The organism is Collinsella sp. AF25-2LB, from assembly GCF_003458415.1.
Lineage (GTDB): Bacteria > Actinomycetota > Coriobacteriia > Coriobacteriales > Coriobacteriaceae > Collinsella.
Genome location: NZ_QRUF01000009.1, coordinates 58,889 through 79,193, shown reverse-complemented (window position 1 = coordinate 79,193; position 20,305 = coordinate 58,889). Strand labels below are relative to the sequence as shown.

The 20,305-nt window shown below is 59.3% G+C and carries 21 protein-coding genes; 12 read left to right on the top strand and 9 right to left on the bottom strand.

Annotated elements, in window-relative coordinates; all coding sequences use genetic code 11:
- The first annotated feature begins 119 nt into the window (after window positions 1-119).
- On the top strand, window positions 120-896 hold the full coding sequence (locus tag DWY51_RS05755; RefSeq protein WP_147333361.1) for a hypothetical protein: 777 nt from the start codon (window positions 120-122) through the stop codon (window positions 894-896).
- 186 nt (window positions 897-1,082) lie between these two features.
- On the top strand, window positions 1,083-1,289 hold the full coding sequence (locus DWY51_RS05750) for a hypothetical protein (RefSeq protein ID WP_117770160.1): 207 nt from the start codon (window positions 1,083-1,085) through the stop codon (window positions 1,287-1,289).
- Window positions 1,290-1,397: 108 nt separating this feature from the next.
- On the opposite strand, the gene DWY51_RS05745 is transcribed toward DWY51_RS05750, so the two are convergent.
- Window positions 1,398-2,312 carry a ketopantoate reductase family protein gene (locus DWY51_RS05745; protein WP_233504638.1) on the bottom strand — a complete coding sequence of 305 codons (915 nt, stop codon included), beginning with the start codon at window positions 2,310-2,312 and terminating at the stop codon, window positions 1,398-1,400.
- A 117-nt stretch (window positions 2,313-2,429) separates the two neighbouring features.
- A complete protein-coding gene (locus tag DWY51_RS05740) occupies window positions 2,430-2,624 on the bottom strand; it encodes a hypothetical protein (RefSeq protein ID WP_117770158.1) in 195 nt (64 codons plus the stop codon).
- A gap of 163 nt (window positions 2,625-2,787) precedes the next feature.
- Between DWY51_RS05740 and DWY51_RS05735 the strand changes: the two genes are divergently transcribed.
- The 6 genes from DWY51_RS05735 to DWY51_RS05710 all read left to right on the top strand — a co-directional run bounded on the left by DWY51_RS05735 (window position 2,788) and on the right by DWY51_RS05710 (window position 9,374).
- The gene (locus tag DWY51_RS05735) at window positions 2,788-3,978 is read left to right on the top strand and encodes an aldo/keto reductase (protein WP_117770157.1); all 1,191 of its coding nucleotides are present in this window, start codon (window positions 2,788-2,790) and stop codon (window positions 3,976-3,978) included.
- A gap of 90 nt (window positions 3,979-4,068) precedes the next feature.
- On the top strand, window positions 4,069-5,088 hold the full coding sequence (locus DWY51_RS05730; RefSeq protein ID WP_233504637.1) for a Gfo/Idh/MocA family protein: 1,020 nt from the start codon (window positions 4,069-4,071) through the stop codon (window positions 5,086-5,088).
- Window positions 5,089-5,254: 166 nt separating this feature from the next.
- On the top strand, window positions 5,255-6,121 hold the full coding sequence (locus DWY51_RS05725) for a deoxyribonuclease IV (protein ID WP_117770155.1): 867 nt from the start codon (window positions 5,255-5,257) through the stop codon (window positions 6,119-6,121).
- A gap of 147 nt (window positions 6,122-6,268) precedes the next feature.
- On the top strand, window positions 6,269-7,129 hold the full coding sequence (locus DWY51_RS05720; RefSeq protein WP_035138867.1) for an ABC transporter substrate-binding protein: 861 nt from the start codon (window positions 6,269-6,271) through the stop codon (window positions 7,127-7,129).
- 118 nt (window positions 7,130-7,247) lie between these two features.
- Window positions 7,248-8,609, top strand: coding sequence for an amino acid ABC transporter permease (locus tag DWY51_RS05715; protein ID WP_233504636.1), 1,362 nt, complete (start codon window positions 7,248-7,250; stop codon window positions 8,607-8,609).
- A 12-nt stretch (window positions 8,610-8,621) separates the two neighbouring features.
- The gene (locus DWY51_RS05710) at window positions 8,622-9,374 is read left to right on the top strand and encodes an amino acid ABC transporter ATP-binding protein (RefSeq protein WP_117770154.1); all 753 of its coding nucleotides are present in this window, start codon (window positions 8,622-8,624) and stop codon (window positions 9,372-9,374) included.
- A 115-nt stretch (window positions 9,375-9,489) separates the two neighbouring features.
- On the opposite strand, the gene DWY51_RS05705 is transcribed toward DWY51_RS05710, so the two are convergent.
- Window positions 9,490-9,909: a flavodoxin gene (locus DWY51_RS05705; RefSeq protein WP_117770153.1), complete on the bottom strand. Its 420-nt coding sequence runs from the start codon at window positions 9,907-9,909 to the stop codon at window positions 9,490-9,492.
- A gap of 46 nt (window positions 9,910-9,955) precedes the next feature.
- On the bottom strand, window positions 9,956-10,660 hold the full coding sequence (locus tag DWY51_RS05700; protein ID WP_158556916.1) for a DUF3793 family protein: 705 nt from the start codon (window positions 10,658-10,660) through the stop codon (window positions 9,956-9,958).
- 175 nt (window positions 10,661-10,835) lie between these two features.
- Between DWY51_RS05700 and DWY51_RS05695 the strand changes: the two genes are divergently transcribed.
- Window positions 10,836-11,219, top strand: a complete 384-nt coding sequence (locus DWY51_RS05695) for a heavy-metal-associated domain-containing protein (RefSeq protein ID WP_117770151.1) — start codon at window positions 10,836-10,838, stop codon at window positions 11,217-11,219.
- 26 nt (window positions 11,220-11,245) lie between these two features.
- Here the strand turns inward: DWY51_RS05695 and DWY51_RS05690 are convergent, their stop codons facing one another.
- On the bottom strand, window positions 11,246-11,671 hold the full coding sequence (locus tag DWY51_RS05690) for a hypothetical protein (RefSeq protein WP_233504635.1): 426 nt from the start codon (window positions 11,669-11,671) through the stop codon (window positions 11,246-11,248).
- Window positions 11,664-13,169, bottom strand: coding sequence for a DNA repair protein (locus tag DWY51_RS05685; RefSeq protein WP_117770149.1), 1,506 nt, complete (start codon window positions 13,167-13,169; stop codon window positions 11,664-11,666). Before DWY51_RS05685 ends, DWY51_RS05690 begins: the two co-directional genes overlap by 8 nt.
- Before the next feature lie 258 nt (window positions 13,170-13,427).
- On the opposite strand from DWY51_RS05685, the gene DWY51_RS05680 reads away from it, so the two are divergent.
- Together DWY51_RS05680 and pgi are read left to right on the top strand one after the other, a co-directional pair.
- The gene (locus DWY51_RS05680) at window positions 13,428-13,931 is read left to right on the top strand and encodes an iron-containing alcohol dehydrogenase (RefSeq protein ID WP_158556915.1); all 504 of its coding nucleotides are present in this window, start codon (window positions 13,428-13,430) and stop codon (window positions 13,929-13,931) included.
- A 199-nt stretch (window positions 13,932-14,130) separates the two neighbouring features.
- Entirely contained in the window at window positions 14,131-15,825 is a 1,695-nt protein-coding gene (gene pgi, locus DWY51_RS05675; protein ID WP_117770147.1) for a glucose-6-phosphate isomerase, read from the top strand.
- A gap of 141 nt (window positions 15,826-15,966) precedes the next feature.
- On the opposite strand, the gene DWY51_RS05670 is transcribed toward pgi, so the two are convergent.
- The 3 genes from DWY51_RS05670 to DWY51_RS05660 form a co-directional block, all read right to left on the bottom strand.
- Entirely contained in the window at window positions 15,967-17,271 is a 1,305-nt protein-coding gene (locus tag DWY51_RS05670; RefSeq protein WP_117770146.1) for a VirD4-like conjugal transfer protein, CD1115 family, read from the bottom strand.
- Window positions 17,264-17,881 carry an ATP-dependent Clp protease proteolytic subunit gene (locus DWY51_RS05665; protein ID WP_117770145.1) on the bottom strand — a complete coding sequence of 206 codons (618 nt, stop codon included), beginning with the start codon at window positions 17,879-17,881 and terminating at the stop codon, window positions 17,264-17,266. Before DWY51_RS05665 ends, DWY51_RS05670 begins: the two co-directional genes overlap by 8 nt.
- A gap of 62 nt (window positions 17,882-17,943) precedes the next feature.
- On the bottom strand, window positions 17,944-18,840 hold the full coding sequence (locus tag DWY51_RS05660; RefSeq protein ID WP_117770144.1) for a hypothetical protein: 897 nt from the start codon (window positions 18,838-18,840) through the stop codon (window positions 17,944-17,946).
- Window positions 18,841-19,614: 774 nt separating this feature from the next.
- Here DWY51_RS05660 and deoC point away from each other — a divergent pair.
- The gene (gene deoC / locus DWY51_RS05655; protein ID WP_117770143.1) at window positions 19,615-20,289 is read left to right on the top strand and encodes a deoxyribose-phosphate aldolase; all 675 of its coding nucleotides are present in this window, start codon (window positions 19,615-19,617) and stop codon (window positions 20,287-20,289) included.
- Window positions 20,290-20,305: the final 16 nt, after the last annotated feature.

Sequence of the window (20,305 nt, the reverse complement as noted above, 5' to 3'; positions counted from 1 at the left end):
ATGACGTGCACCTTTTGAGAAAAACCGCAGGTCGCGATTTGCTCGGGGTACCATGCAGCGCGATCGAATCACACGCAGCTTAAACGCAGCAAAAACGCACTACGGAGGTTTCCAGCTACATGAGGATCGATTCACGAAAACCGAAAGCCGCCGCCCTTTCCGCCGCTCTGACCGTGGCACTTTTGATGGGCGCCGGCGCAACTGATGCCCACGCGGCAACACTATCCGATACGGTCGGATCTACGCCGTCCGAGGCGACGCTGGTGCAGCCCGTCGACTACCGCGGCGACGGTTATGGCTCTATGCAGGAGTGGAACGCCTCGATGGGGGCAAAGCGCGATTCCCTGGAGATGCGCGCTCAGATCATTATGAATATGTATGGCGACTATGCTACCGATGACGAGCGTGCTGTGTTGCAGGGTTGCATCGACGGTGCGGGCAGTCTTTTGACGATGGATGAGGTCGACGCCAAGTCGACCGAGCTCGACGAGCTTCGCTCCACGCTTGAGGATGCCAAGCGCGAGGCGCTCGAGGCTGCCGCGGCCGAAGCCGAGTCCGCTGAGGCCGTTCAGGCTTCGTATTACAACGCCGGCTCTGGCTCGTCTTACACGTCTGCTGCGTATTACGCGAACGGCTCGGGTCTGACGCGCTCGAGCGGCGTCAATAACTATAACGGCCGCCGCGAGACTTATTACAGCAGCAACGTGTTGTATCACCACCGCACGGGCGAATGGACGCAGGATTCCGAGGGCTTTTGGCGCGATTCCGATGGCTACTACGTCGTTGCCGCGGGCGATAAGGCCCAAGGCTCCACGTTTACCGGTTCCAAGGGCGAGTGCAAGGTCTATGACTCCGGCTGTGCTGCCGGAACCACCGACTACTACACTGGCTGGTAATTTTTCTGCATCACGGATATTTGGCGGATGGGCGTCTTTACCGAGCTTTAGGGCAACGTAAGGACGCCCGTTCTATGTATGCGTTTGAGTTAACAGAGCGCTTACCGTGGCAGTACGCCGCGCATATGGGCGCGGGGCACACTAGTTCATGAGGAATAAGGTCTTTCTCGTGGAGGAAGTGGTCTTGTGAACGCTCGAGATGTTGCCATTGCCGCCGTCGCATTGGTGCTTGGCTGCCTTGGTCCTACGGCCGCGCTCGTTGCGGGCATGCAGGGGTCTTGTGGGGCTGCCTCTATCGTGGTCAGTGCGTTGGTCGCGGCCGCACTGCTGGGAAGTGCGGGTGTAGTCCTTTGTCGCGATGATGAGGACCAGGCGTCGGAGTCGCAGCTCTAACCGTCGGGACATCGACTACTGGTTATAGATGAAGATGAAAGCCGCCGTAAGGGGAGTGCTCCTTGTGGCGGCTTTGCTGTTGAGCCTGTTGACGTGGTGAGCCGGGCGCTACCAGCTTTTCTCGATATCGCGGATGCGCTGATAGAGCCAATCGTTTTGCGGCACTTGGATATCGTGTTTGACGGCCAGGCGGCAAATGGTGCCCGCGAACTCCTCGACTTCGGTTTTTCGTTGCGCGATGCGGTCCTGCGCCATCGAGGGCATACCGGTGGGGTCGATTCCCTCGATGAGGTGCACCATCTGCGTCAGGTCTGCCTCGGTCAGCTCAATGCCCTCGGCGTTGGCGACCGCAAGCGTTTCGCGCATGGCAGAAACAAGGCAGCGACGCTGCTCGGAGCCCGGCTCCGTGGCGCTTCCGTAGGTCCCGCCGTAGGCCATGCACGTCTGGTTGATGCCGTCGTTGAGCATGAGTTTGGCCCACATGCGGTGCGCAACGTCGCTCTCGACGGTATGGGCGATGCCGCAGCGCGTGTAGAGCTCGTCGATGGCGGTGACGGTTGCGAGCTCGGTGCCGGCCGCCGCGCCAAAGCGGATTTCGCCCGCATTGGTAAAGGTGAGCTCTCCGTTGAGGAACACGGCGTCCATGCCCTGGCAAATACCAAGAACGGTATGCTCCCAGCCAAAGCGCTCGGCAATCTTCTGCTCGCTCGTAATGCCGTTACACAGCGAGGCGATGAGCGTATTGGGTCCCACGACGCGCTCCATAGTCTTGAGTGCTTGGTTGAGTCCAGTCGTCTTGACCGTGAGAATGACCAGATCGGCGGGCGTTGCCTCGCTGGCGCGGACGGACTTGAGCGCACAGGGCTTGCCATTGACGGTGAGCGCATCGTCCGCGTGACGCTCAAAACGGGCGTCATCCATAACGTATTCGACGGCGTCGTTGCCGAGTGCCTGGGCGATCATACTGCCGTAGAGTAGCCCGACGCCGCCCTTGCCGATAAAGGTGACCTTGTTGATCTGCATGTGAATTATCTCCCCATATAAAAGGCGCCCGCGTAAGGGGCGCCTGATGGATTGTATGCCGCCAGCGCACCTTGTGCATGCAGGGTGGCGATTTTTAAATGAATGGACGCGTGGAGCTTACGCTGCGGGGCAGACCGCGAAAACGCGTGCGGGATATCCAACGCCATCGCGCACCTTGGGGAAGGTGCAGAAGATGACGGCGCCTGTGGCGGGAAGCTCGTCCAGATGGTCCATGACCTCGATCTGATAGCGGTCGACCGAGAGGATGTACTGCTCGCCGGGGCAGGGGTGGGCGTCCTCACGTGTGGTCACGGTCGCCTCCTTTCATCGGGCTTTTTGCTGATGTTAAAGCGGTGTCGTGACGGCTCGATTTCTGCTACGTTACGATACATTCTCGATTGCGATTCCACGATGTTTCGGCTGCGTGACCATTGTGTTTCGCCTTGCCGGGGCGCTGATGGCGAAGGGAGGGTCTGTGCAATACCGCGTTGACCCCAAAAGTGGTAACCGAATATCCTCTCTGGGTCTGGGCTGCATGAGATTTCCCGGTGCGCCGGGGCACCCCGATGCGAAGACGGCCGATGCCATCATTTCCCGTGCGGTGGAGCAGGGGATTAATTATCTGGACACCGCCTATCTCTATCCCGGTAACGAGGCGTGCGTGGGCGCCTCGCTTGGGCGCCTGGAGCTGCGTGACCGGGTGTTGCTGGCGACAAAGTTGCCGCACGCTTCGTGCAAATGTGCGGAGGATTTCGACCGCTTTTTTGACGAGCAGCTGCACCGTTTGCGGACCGACCATATCGACTATTACCTCATGCACAACATTACCTCGCCCGCCCAGTGGGAACGTGTGGTGGCGTTGGGCATCGAGGACTGGATCGCGCGTCAAAAGGCGGCGGGGCGCATTCGCCAGATTGGTTTTTCGTACCACGGCAGCGCGGCGGATTTCCTGACGATGCTCGATGCATATGAGTGGGACTTTTGCCAGATCCAGTACAATTACGCTGGAGAGCGATATCAGGCGGGAACAGCGGGGCTCATGGCCGCCGCCGAGCGAGGCCTCGCGGTGTTTGTGATGGAGCCGCTGTTGGGCGGGCGTTTGGCGGGCAAGCTGCCGCCGCGGGCCCGCGCCGTGCTCGATGGCGCCTATGACCCGCGCCTGCGCACTCCTGCCGCCTGGGGGCTTTCGTGGGTGTGGAACCATCCTCAGGTCACGATGCTGCTTTCGGGCATGACCGATACCGCGCAAGTGGATGAGAACGCGGCGCTGGCCGACCGAGCCCTGCCGGATTCGATGACGGGCGCTCAGCTCGATACCATTGCGCGCGTGCTGACGGAATTTGAAAAATCGAATCGCGTGCCTTGTACGGGATGCGGCTACTGCATGCCGTGTCCCAAAGGCATCAATATCCCTGGGTGTTTTGCCGCCTACAATGCAAGCTATGCGCACAGCTGGTTTACGGGTCTATCGCAGTATTTTACGGCGAGCGCGGTGCGGACGAGCGAGCCCAAGTTGGTGAGCAACTGCGTTAAATGCGGCAAATGCGCGCGTCACTGCCCGCAACACATCGATATTCCCGAGCGTCTCGACGATGTGCGCCGACGTTTCCAACCTGGCCCCGTAACGGCCGCGCTTAAAGCCTTCCGCATAGCGCGCTCCTCATGACCCTTTTATAACTTGCGGTGGAATAGTTCCTGTTTGCGGCAGAATAAGGGCCAAACAGGAACTATTTCACCGCAACTGAAGGGGGCTGTCGTGGGTCATCGGGATTCATGTGATGATTTGCGTGAGGTTTGTTGGGGCGTTTTGGGCGCTGGACACATTTCGCATCGATTTGCATCGTCGCTCAAGGAGGTGGACGGGGCACGGCTTGTGGCTGCCGCCGGCCGCACTCCTTCGCATGTTGAGGAGTTTTGCAGGGCGTTTTCGATTGATGCCGCGCACAGTTATGCCACGGCTGACGATAGCGGCGATGTGGCTTATGATGCGCTGATTGCCGACCCCGATGTCGACGCAATCTACTTGGCTCTTCCACATGGCATGCATGCGCATTGGGTCTGTCGGGCACTGCGCGCGGGAAAGGCCGTGCTGTGCGAAAAGCCGGCCGTTTTGAGTGAGGAAGAGGCTCTCTCGATTGCCTCCACCTCTCGTGAGCGCGGCGTGCTGTTTATGGAGGCGATGAAGAATCGGTTTTGCCCGATGCGCACTCGCGTGAAGGACTTGCTTGCGTCGGGTGAGCTTGGCCGTATTGTCTCGATTGAAAGCGTGCAAAAGCTCGATTACGGCGAGCCTCCTTCGGGCTATCTGCTTGATTCGTTGCAGGGCGGCTGTCTATATGACATGGGCTGCTATGCGGTCGGTTGGTTTGAGGATTTGCTCGCGGGCGCGTGCGAGGTTTCATCCCGTGAAGTTCGCTGGCGTGACGTATCAGGCGGCCGCGTCGATTGGGCCGACGAGATCCGTATGAGCGTCGGCGGTATACCCATTCATATGGTGTGCGACGGCAAAGCAACATATGAAAGCCGCTTAACGATTGTCTGTGAGCGAGGCTCGTTGGAAATCGAGCGTCTCCATCGCCCCGAGCTCGCCCATGTGAAGTATTCCGACGGTCGAACGCTCGAAATAAATGCCCCGTTTGAGATCGATGATTTCTACGGCGAAATCCAGCATGCGACCCAGCTCATCCGGGCGGGGAAACTCGAGAGCCCCGTCATGCCCCTTGCCGCCACGCAGCGCTGTGCACACATCATCGATGCGATTCGTCTAGCCCTCTAGGACTTGGCGCTGACACGTAGGGGATCATGACGCCGGCGCCCGTGGTGCCTGGCGGCCCACATCTCTGATGCCCCTTTTATAACTTGCGGTGGAATACGGTCTGTTTGCGCCAAAATAGGGCACCAATAGACCGTATTTCACTGCAACTGATGAGGGGGAGCTGGAGATGCTGACAATCGGATGTCATCTTTCGACGACGAAGGGCTATCGGGCAATGGGGGAGACGGCGTTGTCCATTGGTGCCAATACCTTTGCGTTCTTTACGCGCAACCCGCGCGGTGGCAAGGCAAAAGACCTTGACATGGATGACGTGGCGGCTCTGCGCGAGCTTATGGCGCAAAACGACTTTGGACCGCTGGTGGCGCATGCCCCGTATACCTATAACCCCTGCTCCGCTAAGGAGCGGGCGCGAGAGTTTGCCTTGGAGGCTATGGCGGAAGATTTGCAGCGTCTGGAAGCACTGCCCGGCAACTACTACAATTTTCACCCCGGTGCGCATGTGGGACAGGGGGCAGACGCCGGCATTCAGATGATTGTCGACACGCTGTGCCAGGTGATGTTTGAGGGACAGCAGACGACGGTATTGCTCGAGACCATGGCGGGCAAGGGCACCGAGGTGGGCCGTAGCTTTGAAGAACTGGCGTGCATTATCGAGGGCGTTGCCGCCAAGTGCCCAGAGCTGTCCGATAAGCTGGGCGTTTGTTTGGACACCTGCCATGTGAGCGATGCCGGCTACGACATCATCCATGATCTGGACGGCGTACTCGACGAGTTCGACCGCGTGGTGGGTATCGATCGCTTGCATGCCGTACACATCAACGATTCGAAGAACCCTTGTGGCGCCCATAAAGATCGTCACGAGTGCATCGGCAAGGGATACCTTGGCAGCGAGGAATTTGGTGGCGGTATGCAGGTTATACAGAATATTGTATCGAATGGCCGTTTGCGTTCGCTGCCGTTTATTTTGGAGACTCCGAACGAACTTGCAGGTTATGCGGCTGAAATCAAACTGTTAAGGTCATTGCAGCAGTAAAGGCTGCCATAAACTGGAGTGCTACATTCACGTTATGGGTTTGTTTCAATTAGTTTTCTAATTGCAGATTCTTCCAAGCGGGTGCATAATAACCCTCAGTTTTTGCAGACCTCTGAATCAAACGAGGTCACCGGAAGGAGACTGATTATGAAGCTCAAGAAGCTTGGCGCATTTGCCGCCACGGGTGCCATGGCGCTCGCCCTCGCACTGACGGGCTGCGGCTCGTCCAACGCCACCTCTGGTTCTGATGCCGGTTCCAGCAGCTCTGACGACGCTAAGGTCGAGAAGGTCGACGGCTCCAAGGAGTACGCGCTCGTCAAGGATGGTACGCTCACCGTCGGCACCTCTGCCGAGTACGCTCCGTTTGAGTACAAGGATGACAACGGCGATTATCAGGGCTTTGACCTTGAGCTCATCAAGGCCATCGGCGACAAGCTGGGCCTGGATGTCGAGTATGTCAACAATGACTTTGACACGCTGGTTCCGGGTGTCGCTTCGGGCGCCAAGTATGACGTTTCCATTGCGGCTATCACCGACACGCCCGAGCGTGAGAAGGAAGTCACTTTCTCTGATTCCTACTACATGGACGATCAGGCTATCGTGACCAAGGTCGATAACACCGACATCACGGCCGACAACTACAGCGAGAAGCTCAACAACGCCGATGCTACCATCATCGTCCAGTCTGGCTCGACCGCCGAGTCCTTTGCCCAGGAGAACTTCCCCAAGGCCAAGATTGTCCCCTACAAGGACGCCACCGAGTGCTTCAGCGCCCTGCAGTCCGATAAGGGCGACGCCGTAGTCACCAACCGCTCCGTTGCCAGCCAGCTGACCGCCGAGCAGTTCAACACCTGCCAGACCATCAAGCAGATCAGCACCGGCGAGGAGTACGCCATCGCCATCAACCAGGGCAACACCAAGCTCAAGGACGACATCAACCAGGCCATCAAGGACCTGACCGATGACGGTACCGTTGACGCCCTCATGGCTAAGTACAACATCAAGTAAAATAGCTACTTGATTGCTCGCGGGCCCTTTCCGCTTTGGCGGAGAGGGCCTTTGCGCTTCTCTTGACGGAGAGCATTTCCGTCTCGTTTTGCCGACAACTTCTACGATAGGAGCCACCTTGTCTCGACTGAACAAAGGGGCTGCGGAGCAGCGTTTTCCACTGCCCGCCTTGCTCCAAAAGCTAGTCTGCGTCATGGCCGTGGCGCTCGCGCTGGTGTGTGTGGGGACATATGCGCCCACGACCGCCCAGGCGCTTGAGACCGCAAAGATTACCGCTCGACCCAACACCGGTTCGGGCAGCGCTGTGGTCGGCGGTACCGAGACGCGCATTACCTGGGAGGTCCAGGCCGATGCCGATGAGGAGCTGAGCGGTCTTTCGCTGACGTTTGTCGACGGCACGACGTTTGGTACCGATGACACGCGATTGACGATGCTCTCGGGCGAGAACCTCATGGATCGTACGCCCATGAAGCCCACGTGCAAGGCTGACGGCCAGACGCTCAAGATTGATTTTGGCGAGACGGCGCCTGCCGGCGGCTTTTTCCGTGTCGAGGTTTACGGCGTGAGCTTCCCCGTCGAGGGCGGCGATGAGGCCTTTAGCGGCACCTGTACGCTCGCTGACGGGTCGACCAAGAAGATCTCCAAGATTCCGTCGGTGGAGATCAAGGGCGTGACGGCCTTCGATAACTTCTTGGCCGATCTTAAGGAGCAGCCGTGGGTCGAGGCTTGGAACTCCAATATGTTCCTGCGCCTGTTCTTAAACCCGGTCATTTTGGTCCAGAGCCTGCCGATCGTCTTCAAGGGCTTCCTTATGTCGCTTTCGATCGTGCTTGTGGCGTTTCCGCTGGCAATTCCCTTTGGCTTTGCCTTGTCGCTCATGCGCATCTCCAAGTCGCGCATCCTGCGTTGCCTTGCCGGCATCTATGTGAATATCATCCGCGGTACGCCGGCGTTCCTGCAGATCTATATCGCGTTCTTCGGTCTGCCGTTGGCCGGCGTCAAGGTGGACGACTATGTCTTGGGCGTTATCGTCATGGCCATGAACTCGTCTGCGTACCTATGCGAGATCTTCCGTGCCGGTATTCAATCGATCCCCAAGGGCCAAAACGAGGCTGCGCGTTCGCTGGGCATGAACGCGTTCCAGACGCTGCTCTATGTCATGATTCCGCAGACGTTCCGCAATGTTTTGCCTACGCTGACCAGCGAGTTTATCTTGCTTTACAAGGATACGTCGCTGCTTGCCGCCGTGGGTGTGGTCGAGATCGTCATGAACGCCCGTACCATCGTGGCCACGACGGGCTCCATTACACCGTACGTGGTTGCCGCCCTGTTCTATCTGGTCATCACCCTGCCGCTCGCTCGCTTGGTGAGTGGTCTTGAGGCGAGGCTTTTGGGCACGGCCGAGACCAAGAAGAAGCGTCCCGCCAAGAGCGCCGGACAGGTTGTCGCGACGCCCGCCGATCACATCGCCGGTCTGTAAGGAGGTCCTATCATGAGCGAAACCAATAACTCGAACGAGGTCGTCGTCAGCATCAAGAACCTCCAGAAGGCCTTTGGCGACAACGTGGTCCTGCGCGATATCGATCTGGATGTGCACAAGGGTGAGGTCGTTGTGGTCTTGGGCCCCTCGGGCTCGGGCAAGTCGACGATGCTTCGCTGCATCAATCGTCTGGAGCATCCCACGAGCGGCTCGATTATCGTCGAGGGTGTGGACGTGTGCGCCAAGGGCGTCGACCTTAACAAGGTGCGCACGCATCTGGGTATGGTGTTCCAGCAGTTCAATTTGTTCCCGCACCTCTCAGTCAAAAAGAACGTCATGCTCGCGCAGCAGAAGGTGCTCAAGCGCAGCAAGGAAGAGGCCGAGAAGATTGCCGTCGAGGAGCTGACCAAGGTCGGTCTTGCCGAGCGTATCGACTTTATGCCGAGCCAGCTCTCGGGCGGCCAGCAGCAGCGCGTTGCCATCGCCCGCGCCCTGTCGATGAACCCGCACGTCATGCTCTTTGACGAGGCCACCTCGGCGCTCGACCCTGAGCTCGTGCGCGACGTCCTGGGCGTCATGCGCGACCTGGCGCACGACGGTATGACCATGATCGTCGTGACGCACGAGATGGGCTTTGCCCGCGATGTCGCCGACCGCGTCGTCTTTATGGACGGCGGCGTCATTGTGGAAGAGGGTACGCCGAGCGAGGTCTTCGACCACCCCAAGAGCGAGCGCACCAAGGCGTTCTTGGGCAATATCTCGTAGCCGGTTGATGTAACTGCCGTTACAAAAGAGCGGGGCTGGACTTGAATCCAGCCCCGCTCTTTTGTAGGGATGGGGATGCGCTTTGATGCAGGCTCTCTTGGAGGCCCTGGGTTCGTTACGCGAGCTCGGCTCCGAGGGCCTTGCAAGCGGTCTCGCCCTCGTCGTCGGGCGCGTCGTAGCAGATGGTGGAGTCCACGACGTTGACGCCGGCCTCGTCGGCGTCGGCCTTCCAGTTGTCCATCCACTCGCCCTCGGCCCACGAATAGGAGCCAAAGAGGACGACCTTCTTGTCGCCGAGAGTCTCCTTGACCTCATCCCACATCGGCTGGAACTCATCGTACTCGAGTTCCTCGGAGCCCATGGCTGGGCAGCCGAAGGCGAAGGCATCATATTCGGCGGCCTTGTCGGCAGAGAAGTCGGCGCAGGGGATGACCTCAGTCTCGGCGCCCACGGACGTGGCGCCTTCGGCGACGAGGTTTGCCATGGCCTCGGTGTTGCCCGTGCCGCTCCAGTAGACGACGGCGATCTTGCTCATATGTTTTCCTTTCGGTTGTGCGGCGTGTGGCCGCGTTTTGTATGCTCTATCGGGTTGCCTGGACAAGTTGTCCCAGGGTGCAGCCCTGTTGATAGATGTAGGTAAGGTATTGCGTGCATGCGCGATAGGAATCGAAGGTCGTGAGCGCCTGCTCAACGTTTGTGTATACCTTCCAGGCGCCAAAGACCTTATAGTTTTCGCCGTGCTGGACGATAAACTGATGGACATCTTCGTAGGGATAGCCCAAAAAATAGCCAATTTCGTGGGGGAACTCGCACATGCACCCCGTATCGCAGTGCCTATTTCGCGCGAGTGCGCAGACACTGCCGTCATAGGCGCTTTCTGCGGCATTGCTGCTTGCCAGCGTGATGCGCGCGGCGAGATGCACCAGGGATGCGAGCAGGTTGTGGACATCGTAGCCTTCGGCGACAAGCGCCGTCGCGGCGCGGGGATCGGAGAGATATCGCATAAGGTCCGCAGGGCGGTACACATAGATGAGCGCTCCGCAGGGGCGCCAGACCAAAACGCTCATATGGATCCCGAGCGGCTGGAGCTCGCGGTTGCATTGGGCTATGACGGCGAGCAGACGAGAGCGTCGCTCTTCGATTTTAGCGACGCCGGGTTTTCCGTTTTGGTTGGCGTAAACGCCGGGATAGGTAAAGAGCGAAGCCGGCTTGATACCTGCGAGCGTAGGGGAGCAGTTGCGCACGACAGCCGTTTGGTATGTTGGGATGTCAATGGTTCGAGTCACGTTGCCCCTTTCGAGCACTCACTTGTTAGCCTAGGAAAACCTATATACGAAAGTAAGCCTTGGTCAACAAAAAAGTTTGAATAGGGAAACTAATTGACAGAACCGACATGATTTTGGGTTAAGATGGGGACACCCCATGGGGGTATCTAGATAGGGCTACTTGAAAGGGGAACGCATGAGCGACTTGCTCAATCCTGCGAATCTCATCGTGCTGGCCGTCATTGCCGTCGGCATGTTTTTTGGACTGCGTCGCATTGCCGCTTCGACACACGGGAAGAGTTGTTGCAGCGATGGTACGAGCGGCAAGAAAACCAAAAAGGTTGTTGTGGTGGATACCGATGCATCGCACTATCCCTATAGCGATGAGCTGCTCATCGGCGGCATGAGCTGTGACGGCTGCGCTCAGAACGTGGCTAATGCCCTGAATGCGCTGGATGGCGTGTGGGCAACGGTGACGTATGCGGATCACACGGCACGTGTGCGCTCTAAACAGCCGGTTGATCGTGGTGTCCTCGAGACGGCCGTGAAAGACGCGGGCTACTACGTCATGACGCTGTAAGCGCCGCCCTGGATGCGCTTCCTTGGCTAGGCTCGTCCGCGCAGTTCGATGTCTTGGATGTCGTCGAAGTCGATGGCGATGTCTTTGAGCTTGAGGAGCTTGAAGGCAGGGAGTACCTCGTCGAGGATGCCGGTGCGGGAGCGATAGCCGCACGTATCGTAATAGGTGACACGAACCAAGTCGCCACGTTTGAGACCCTCGAGCTTTTTAGAAAGTACGAGGGCTTTTTCTTCCGTGAGCTCACGTTTTGGCTCGACGGTGATTTCCTGCTTGCGCACGAGTTCGTAGTATCCCGTGAGGGCGGCAAAGGGCATAAACTGTGCGGCGCGGTTGGCGCGCACGGCACCGTTGGCAGTGAGCTTTGGGTCGGCGGAGCGACGTCTTCCCTCGGGGTCTGCTAGGCGTTCAAAAGGTGTCGGTGGCCGCATCGGCTGTTGTTGGGACTTAGGCACGGTGCCCTCCAACTTGGTCGTTGCGTTCGCGCGCGGTGGCGCCGGCGGTAAAGCTTAATCCCTTGACGAGCGCGTTTTTGCCGTACTTGCCTTTCACGGCCAGGACGGCGCGCGCCAGGTCGCGCTCGCGCTCATCGGCCTCGATATCGCTGAACAGATCGATGGTGGCAAATTCCTCGGGCATGAGGTTGCCAAATCCCAGATTGATACGCTTGACCGGTCGCTTGGGGTCGACCGTTTGTGCCCAAAGGTCATCGAAATACCCCATGATCTTCTTAAACGAATTGGTGCGCTCGGGCAGCTTGCGCGAGGCGTTGGAGTGCGCAAAGAGTGAGGCATAGCCGCCACGCGGTTTGCCGCCATGCTCTCCCACAAAGATGCCATCGATTGCCTGCGCTTCGCGTACCAGGCGGCGCCTTTCGTCATCGCACTGGACGGGCTTGGGAGCACGGGGCGCGAGCTCGGGGCCGGCGGTTGCGGTGGGTTCGATACTCGATGTGCTCGAGCGCAGGTGGCCGCATCCGTCCACATATTGCGCTGTACCGCTGGCGTCGAGGCGGCGTATGTCAGCGCGCTCGCTCGCGTAGCCCACAAAGAGCGAGATGCTGTCGCAGACCACGTGCTTATCGACCAAGTCCAACACGGCACTGTCGACCATCTCGCGCAAGACGGTGTAGGCTTGCTCGTAGGCATAGCCCTTCGAGAGCACCTGTCCTGTGGTGGTCGAGGTCGCTTGCGGGCGATAGGCTTGGATATCGGCGATGGTTGTCGGCTCGCGCCCAAAGGCGTGGTCGATGAGATATTCGGCATTGACGCCGAGCTCGTCGTAGAGCAGGTTTTCGTCGAGTGCGGCGACGCCCATCAGGTCGTAGACGCCATACTTTTCGAGTCGGGCTGCCACACCGGGGCCGATGCCCCAGATGTCGGTGATGGGGCGATGGGGCCAGATCTCCTTGCGAAAGGTCTCGTCGTCGAGTTTGCCGATGCGACTGGGTACGTGCTTGGCGGTGACGTCGAGCGCCACCTTGGCCTGGAATAGGTTGGGGCCGATGCCGACCGTCGCCGTGATGCCGGTGCGCGCCAAGACCTCGTCGCGCAGCGTGCAGGCGAGCCCTTCCGCATCTGTGTGATAGAGGTCCAGATAGGGCGTCACGTCGATAAAGCACTCATCGATGGAGTAGACGTGCACGTCCTGGGGGCTGACGTATTCCAGATAGATACCGTAGATTTTCGCCGACACCTCCATGTAGTGCTGCATGCGCGGTACGGCCGTGATGTAGTCGATGCCATCGGGAATCTCAAATAGGCGGCAGCGATTGTGAATTCCTAAGTCCTTCATGGCCTGCGTGATGGCGAGGCAGATGGTCGTGCGCCCGCGCGATTCGTCGGCAACGACTAGGTTGGTGGTGAGCGGATCGAGCCCACGGTCGACGCACTCGACGCTGGCATAAAATGTCTTGAGGTCGATGCAGATATAGGTGTGCTGCTCGTGCGCCATCCGTGTCCTATCATCAAACACATGTTCTTATCGAATATCTGTTCGATAATACCCTCTCATCCGGACATCGTCAAAACCTGTCAAAAAGGGACTGGTTTGTTTTGGTAGGTATGGTCGTGCGGTTGGATCGGGTTTTAACGCAGCTCTAAAGAGTGCGAAACAGCTCGGAAAACCTTGCTTCGTAGCATGAGCCTAACGATTGATACCGCCTATGCGCACGGAAGGGTTGTGGGAAAGATGGTCAATTATGGGTTTGGTATGCCGACACGCCTTGTTGCGGATGGGGACGTGGCTCGCTGGTGCGGACGATTGGTCGCTCACTACGGTGGCACCAAGGCGCTGGTCGTGCTGGGCGGAGACAAGCATACGCGTGATGAGCTCGTCTCGGCGGCGCTCGGCTCGCTTGATCGAGCTCTGCTCGAGCGCGTGCTTTTTCGCTGCGGCTCGGTTGAGGGTGACGGGGGAGACGAACTGATCGACGAAGCCGTGGCCCTGGCGACCGACGAAGGCGTGGACTTTGTCCTGGCGATCGGCGATGCCGATACGGCCGGCTTTGCGCGCGAGCTCGCCCGTCGTATGGCGGCGCTCGATGCCGGTGAGGACGGCTTTGTGCCTTATGGATGCATCGTCTCCGAGGGAAAAGTGCCCGCCGTTGTGGGCACCGGCGAGGTTCCCGTTTTTGCCATTATCGCGCCCGAACTGCTGGAGGACATCGGGTCTCCTCTGCGTGAGTTGCTCGGTAGCGTCTGCGCTGCGGCCTAATATTTGCCATAAAGGGACGGGTAATTTTTGGTTGGTAAAGCGTTTGACCTGCCAAAATAAACCTGTCCCTTTTGTTCGGTTGCCGTTTGGGGGCCGATTGGCAACGCTCGCTGATTGTAGTCTTGACCTGCGCTAGAATAGTGGATATCTGAATGTCCGGGCGCATGGAGGCGTGCGCCCGTATGCTGAGGAGGACTCTATGGCAACTGTTGCCGCACCTATCGATGCTACGTCGACTGCCGCTTGGAAGGCACTCGAGGCTCATCAGGAGAAGCTTGAGGCCGAGGGCATCGACCTCAAGGCCTGGTTCGCCGCTGACGCCGACCGCGTGAATAAGTTGAGCTTTGACGCCGGCGACCTTCACTTCGATCTGTCGAAGAACTTGGTGACCGATGAGACCGTCAAGCTGCTGTGCGATCTTGCCCGCGAGGTGAAGCTCGAGGAGCGCCGCGACGCCATGTTCTCCGGCGAGCACATCAACACCACCGAGGACCGCGCCGTCCTGCACACCGCGCTGCGCCGTCCGGCAAGCGAGAAGGGCCAGCTCATCGTCGACGGCCAGGACGTCGTCGCCGACGTGCACGAGGTCCTCGATCGCATGTATGCCTTCGCCGAGCGCGTGCGCTCCGGTGAGTGGAAGGGCGTTACCGGCAAGAAGATCGAGCACCTGGTGTCCATCGGCATCGGCGGCTCCGATCTGGGCCCGGTCATGGCCTACGAGGCCCTGCGTCCCTATGCCGACGCCGGTATCGACTGCCGCTACATCTCCAACATCGATCCCAACGATCAGGCCGAGAAGCTCAAGGGCCTGGATCCCGAGACCACGCTCGTGATCATCGTCTCCAAGACCTTCACCACGCTCGAGACCCTCACCAACGCCCGCGAAGTCAAGACCTGGATGCTCGAGCAGCTCAAGGCTCAGGGCGCCATCGACGGCTCCGATGAGCAGAACGCCGAGGCCGTGGCAAAGCACTTCGTCGCCGTCTCCACCGCACTCGAGAAGGTCGAGGCCTTCGGTATCGACCCCGCCAACGCCTTCGGTTTCTGGAGCTGGGTTGGCGGCCGCTATTCCGTTGACTCCGCCGTGGGCCTGTCGCTGATCGTCGTGCTCGGCCCCGAGCGCTTCCAACAGTTCCTCGAGGGCTTCCACGCCATCGACGAGTACTTCTGCAACACGCCGCTCGAGAACAATGCCGTCGCGCTGATGGGCCTGCTCAACGTCTGGTACGTCAACTTCTTCGGTTCCAAGAGCCATGCCGTGCTGCCGTACTGCCAGTACCTGCACCGTTTCCCGGCCTACCTGCAGCAGCTCACCATGGAGTCCAACGGCAAGCACGTCCGCTGGGACGGCAGCGCCGTGACCTCCGATACCGGTGAGATCTTCTGGGGCGAGCCCGGCACCAACGGCCAGCACGCCTTCTACCAGCTGCTGCACCAGGGCACTGTGGTGGTTCCGGCCGACTTTATCGCTTTCGCCAACACTGCCAACCCTGCGACCGACAGCGGTCAGGACGTGCACGAGCTGTTCCTGGGCAACTTCCTGGCCCAGACCAAGGCGCTCGCCTTTGGCAAGACGGCCGACGAGGTGCGCGCCGAGGGCACGCCCGAGCAGATCGTCCCGGCCCGCTGCTTTGAGGGCAACCGCCCGACGACCTCGATCTTCGGCGACACGTTGACCCCGTTCGCGCTCGGCGAGCTCATCGCCCTGTACGAGCACATTACGTTTGTCGAGGGCACGGTCTGGGGCATCGACTCCTACGACCAGTGGGGCGTCGAGCTGGGCAAGCAGCTTGCCAAGCAGATCACCCCGGCCTTCCACGACGACGCCGCCAAGGCCGAGCAGGACGCTTCGACCCAGGCGCTCATCGAGTTCTATCGCGCGCACCGCAAGTAGTCGCTGCTGTTAACGCATCGCGCCTTATAGCCAGGGGCCCGTATCCCATCGGATGCGGGCCCCTTTGCTTTGCCGTGGCCCCGGGGCGCACGGCCTTTAAGGATCTTCGCCGGAGCGTCGCGTGCTGCGAGGGCCCTGCGTCTAGAGCTCGGCCTCCGCATGGCCTCGCTGCGCTTCGGGCAGTTCCCCGTACAGCGGATGGTCTTCGAGCCTAAAGCGTTCGACCTGCTCGGGGGTACGACCGCGCACAAAGAGCCACGAGCGATCGATTGGCGTCGCCATAAGTGTGCTGGGCAATGCATCGGCACGGTCGGAAAATACCCGGGCGCTCTCGGGGTCCTGGAAGGCCAATACCAGATGCGCGTCGCAGTTGCCCATGATGGAGCGTGCACGCGCCTCCCCGTAGAGCGCATCGAGTTGATTGGTCGACTGCAGCAGCAGCGTTGCCCAGATGTTGCGGCTTCGGATAATCGAGAGCACGTTGTCGATCTGGGGAATCTGCAGGTTTGCAAAGTCGTCGAGCATAAAGCGTACGGGCACGGGCAGGCTGCCGTCGGGCTGCTTGTCGGCCTCGCGTATGAGGCCCATAAACGCCTGCGAAATAAAGAGGCCGGTCAGCGGATCGAGATTGCGGTCAATATCGCTCACGGTTACAAACAGGGCGCAGGGGGTGTGTCCCATGGAAGCGAAGTCCACCTGATGGCACTCACGATAGAGCTGTGCCGCACCGTCGAATCCCAGACACATGACCTTTTCGGCAAGGATGCCGACGATGCTCGCGTGCATGCGCTCGGCATTTTGCGTAATGGCGTAGCGCCGCCATAGCGAGAGGGCATAGCTTTGGGGGTCGGTCGTGATCAGGTCGTCAAACAATCGACCCGTGGCACCGTCTTGCAGGTGCTCGATCAGCTTGATGACCGAGCTGATCGTCTGCTCGTCGGCGGGCAGCTGTTCGGTGACGTAGGCGATAAGACACGACAGCAGGTTTGCCGCCGCATGATCCCAAAAAGGCTGGTTGTTGTCCTCGATGGGGCAGATGGCCTTTGCCACCGAGAGGATGTCCTGCTGGTTGGGCCTGCCGTCCGCCTTGCGGCGAATGTGCCTCAGGGGGTTGTAGCCGCAGCGCTCGATGCCGGGCGCAAGGGCCGGGACGGTGTTGAGGTCGGCGAAGTTGAGACATTGCACGCGGTAACCGTGGGCTGCCAGCACGGGTCCCACTTCGCGACAGAGCGTGCCTTTGGTGTCGAGCACGATGTAGCTTGCGTTTATTTGCAGCAGGTTGGGCTTGAGGACGTTTCGGGTCTTGCCGGCTCCCGAGGGGCCGATCACAAGTGCGTTGTTGTTGAGTCCCGTTTGGCGGGTGTCGCAGGAAAGCGTTCGATCCTTGGCGAGGATGGTGGACGATGCGGACTCAGATGCGGCGAGGCGGCTGGCGAGGTTAGACATGGGCGACCTCCTTGGTGGTCGAGAGGATTTCGTGGGCAAAGCCGAGCTCGACGGCGCGCTCGGCCGAAAGGTAGGTGTCTTTTGCAGTGAGGGACTGGATGCGCTTGGGCGTGAGGCCGCTGCGGTCCGAGAGGATTTGCGTGAGGGTCTTGCGGGTCTGCATGAGACGCCGGCTGGTTTCCTGCAGCGCAAGTGCCGAGCCGCCTGCCCCCTGGGGGATCAGCGGGTCGTGAATCATGAGCTCTGCATGGGGCGCCATACGGCGATCGTCGCCGCCCATAAAGATCACGGCGCCCATGGACGCGGCGAATTCCAGGCAGACGGTGCGGATGGGGCACGATGCGAGGCGCATGGCGTCATAGATTGCAAGACCCGATCGCACGCTTCCGCCGGCGCTGGCGACAAATATGGTGATGGGGCGGCTGGGGTCGGTGGCATCGAGCAGGCGGATCTGCTGGCATAGGTCGTGGGCCATCGGGGTTTCGATGTTTCCCATGACGGAGAGCTCGCGACGGGCGAGCATCTCATCGTAAATGCTGGTGAGCGTGATGCCTCGGGCGGATTCACGCATGGTGAGGGGGCTGATGATGGGGGATTGACAAGTGTTCATGAGGACTCCTTTCTGGTTGGTTGGGTTGTGGGATGGGTTGCTGCCCGCCGAGGGCGGGCGAGCTATCGGGTTCGTCCGAGCCTGCGATCGAGCTCGGTTTCGGGACAGGCCGCCTGTTCGTGCGGCTCTCGGATGTCAAGGGCTCCAAAGCGATGGAGCGTTGCGATGGGCGTGGTGTATGCGAGTCGTAGCTGATGCTCCACTGGGGCGCGTTCACCGTTTGTGCAATGGGCCTTGTAGTGCCGCACGATGCTGGCGTTCATTTCCTCGTCGTTGCGATGGCGCCCAAACTGGTGCCTGCAGGTCTCGATGATTTTTGCCACCGACTTGGGTGCCGTCGCGGGGACAAGGGCGAGATAGCCCTCGAACAGTTCGTTGATGCTCAGGAGGCACAATGTGTCGACCAAGGCTCTAACGGCTGCCTCATCGATGGAAAACTGCGCGGTCAACTGGTTATGGCGGTTGCGGTCGATAACGGTCGCGCGGGGCCTTGGGGTCTTCTGTCTCGCGGTGCCGGGCATTTGCATTTGCCGGGTCTGCGCATCGAGCTCGACGTTGCCGCGCTTGAGGTCGTTCAGCGGAAGGAACAATGCAGTGCACAGGGCGTCCCGCTTGATTTCGAGCTTGCAACGCTCGTCGGGTGTCCATTCGAGCTTGAGTTTCGTGTCGAGCGCCGTGAGCATATGGGCTAAGCAGCCCATAGTAAGGACGCGAGGCTCGTTATCTCGATTTGGGGCATAGGGATCTGTCAGCCTGCGAATGCTGGGATCGCCCATGATTTTGATGCAGCGCTTCAGCAGTTGAGGCTTGCCGGCCAAGACCGTCGCGAGCGGCAGCGACGCGAAGTTCTCGATGGTTGCGGCGGCAAAGGCGGCGTCGTATTTGTTTGCGGATGCTCGCTCAATGCGGACATCCAGAATGCTTTTCTTATCGCCGTCTTCAGCGTGGTGGTTTGTCATAGCTTCTCCAATCGGTTGATGTTCGTGCTGTTTGTTGATGTGTTGGTTGTCGTGAGTGATGTGCTTGCCGTGGGTGATGTGCTGACGTTGGGGTGCTATGCGGTTTTCAATGAGCCCGTGAGGCAGTTGCTGCAGGGGCGGGATGGAACGGCCCATGCAAGGCGGAAGGCATCGTGCTCAAAATCGAGACAGCAATGCCCTGGGTGCCTCACATGTGGCAGTTACCTCATTAAGTTGTCATTGCGTTTGGGGTTGTACTTTGCCGATCTTCCTTCTCTTACACGCTAAATCTCAAACTTCATATGCTCGATCTACTTAAAACCGCAACGGCGGTCTTTTATCAACTTATATGTCGGAACGCGTCTTTGCAAGTACTTTTTTGCGTTTGTTTCAAATGGGGTGGTTTTGCAACCGTCACGCGCCACGCTATGCGAACGTGCCCCGGCTCGGATAAGATGGTGCGATCGAGTTCTACCGCGCTCACCGCAAGTAGTCTTTGTTGCTGAGATAGGTCACGGCCGAAAGGGGCCCGTATCCCAACAGATACGGGCCCCTTGCTATTTAAATGGGCATGAGGGTGTATTGAGGGGGGGGATGTCTTGCTGTCGGCATCCGCGTGCGGTGCCATTCGCTGTCTGTAAATATACGTTTACAACTAATTTCATACCACTTGTCGGAATGCGGACGCTGTCCTTGCATGCCGGGCGTACATTGAACGTGGTTTTTCGCGTGAAACCACGAATCGGTTGTCAGTCCTGAACAAGGAGGCCCAGCATGACGCTTGCCAAACCCATCAACAAATACATCGACTATATCGATGCCCCCGAGGACACGTTTGAGCAATATGTCGAGAAGGCGTTAAAGTACAACTTTCGCTGCGTATTTGCGAACCTGCAGGAGTACGAGACGGGCCGCGCCATGCTCGAGGACTCTGACATCATCCTTGCCGGCGCTATCGACTTTCCCCAGGGCACTATGGCGCTTGAGGAGAAGCTTGCGAGGTTTGAGGAATACGCTGCGTGTGGCTTTACCGAGATTGACTACGTTTTGAATCAGAGGTCGATCGAGAACCGCGATTTTGATGCCATCGAGCGCGAGATGACTACCATTGCTGATTTTTGTCGCGCGCATGGCATCACTGACAAGGTAATCGTCGAGATGTGCAAGCTGGACGGCGACGACGCCGCCAAGCGCCGTGTATGCGAGATCGCGCTGGAGGCCAAGCCGGGATTCCTTAAGACATCGACCGGCAGAAGCTTTGGCGGTGCTAAGCTCGAGGACGTGCGGCTGATGCACGAGGTGCTCGGCGATGCCGTGGCAATCAAGGCGGCGGGCGGTATCCATAATTACGAAGAGGCCTGCGCATTCATCGAGGCCGGCGCCAGCGCGTTAGGTGCATCGGCGGGCATCGCGATCGTCGAGGGCGCACCGACGGATGAGCGTCGCTAGCAGACGTATTTGACCT

Bases quoted from the DNA above. Each gene is read 5' to 3' on its own strand.
- DWY51_RS05755 (WP_147333361.1), top strand. From the start codon at position 120: ATGAGGATCGATTCACGAAAACCGAAAGCCGCCGCCCTTTCCGCCGCT.
- DWY51_RS05745 (WP_233504638.1), bottom strand. From the start codon at position 2,312: ATGCAGATCAACAAGGTCACCTTTATCGGCAAGGGCGGCGTCGGGCTA.
- DWY51_RS05725 (WP_117770155.1), top strand. From the start codon at position 5,255: ATGCTGACAATCGGATGTCATCTTTCGACGACGAAGGGCTATCGGGCA.
- DWY51_RS05720 (WP_035138867.1), top strand. From the start codon at position 6,269: ATGAAGCTCAAGAAGCTTGGCGCATTTGCCGCCACGGGTGCCATGGCG.
- DWY51_RS05710 (WP_117770154.1), top strand. From the start codon at position 8,622: ATGAGCGAAACCAATAACTCGAACGAGGTCGTCGTCAGCATCAAGAAC.
- DWY51_RS05705 (WP_117770153.1), bottom strand. From the start codon at position 9,909: ATGAGCAAGATCGCCGTCGTCTACTGGAGCGGCACGGGCAACACCGAG.
- DWY51_RS05695 (WP_117770151.1), top strand. From the start codon at position 10,836: ATGAGCGACTTGCTCAATCCTGCGAATCTCATCGTGCTGGCCGTCATT.
- DWY51_RS05685 (WP_117770149.1), bottom strand. From the start codon at position 13,169: ATGGCGCACGAGCAGCACACCTATATCTGCATCGACCTCAAGACATTT.
- DWY51_RS05680 (WP_158556915.1), top strand. From the start codon at position 13,428: ATGCCGACACGCCTTGTTGCGGATGGGGACGTGGCTCGCTGGTGCGGA.
- pgi (WP_117770147.1), top strand. From the start codon at position 14,131: ATGGCAACTGTTGCCGCACCTATCGATGCTACGTCGACTGCCGCTTGG.
- DWY51_RS05670 (WP_117770146.1), bottom strand. From the start codon at position 17,271: ATGTCTAACCTCGCCAGCCGCCTCGCCGCATCTGAGTCCGCATCGTCC.
- DWY51_RS05665 (WP_117770145.1), bottom strand. From the start codon at position 17,881: ATGAACACTTGTCAATCCCCCATCATCAGCCCCCTCACCATGCGTGAA.
- DWY51_RS05660 (WP_117770144.1), bottom strand. From the start codon at position 18,840: ATGACAAACCACCACGCTGAAGACGGCGATAAGAAAAGCATTCTGGAT.
- deoC (WP_117770143.1), top strand. From the start codon at position 19,615: ATGACGCTTGCCAAACCCATCAACAAATACATCGACTATATCGATGCC.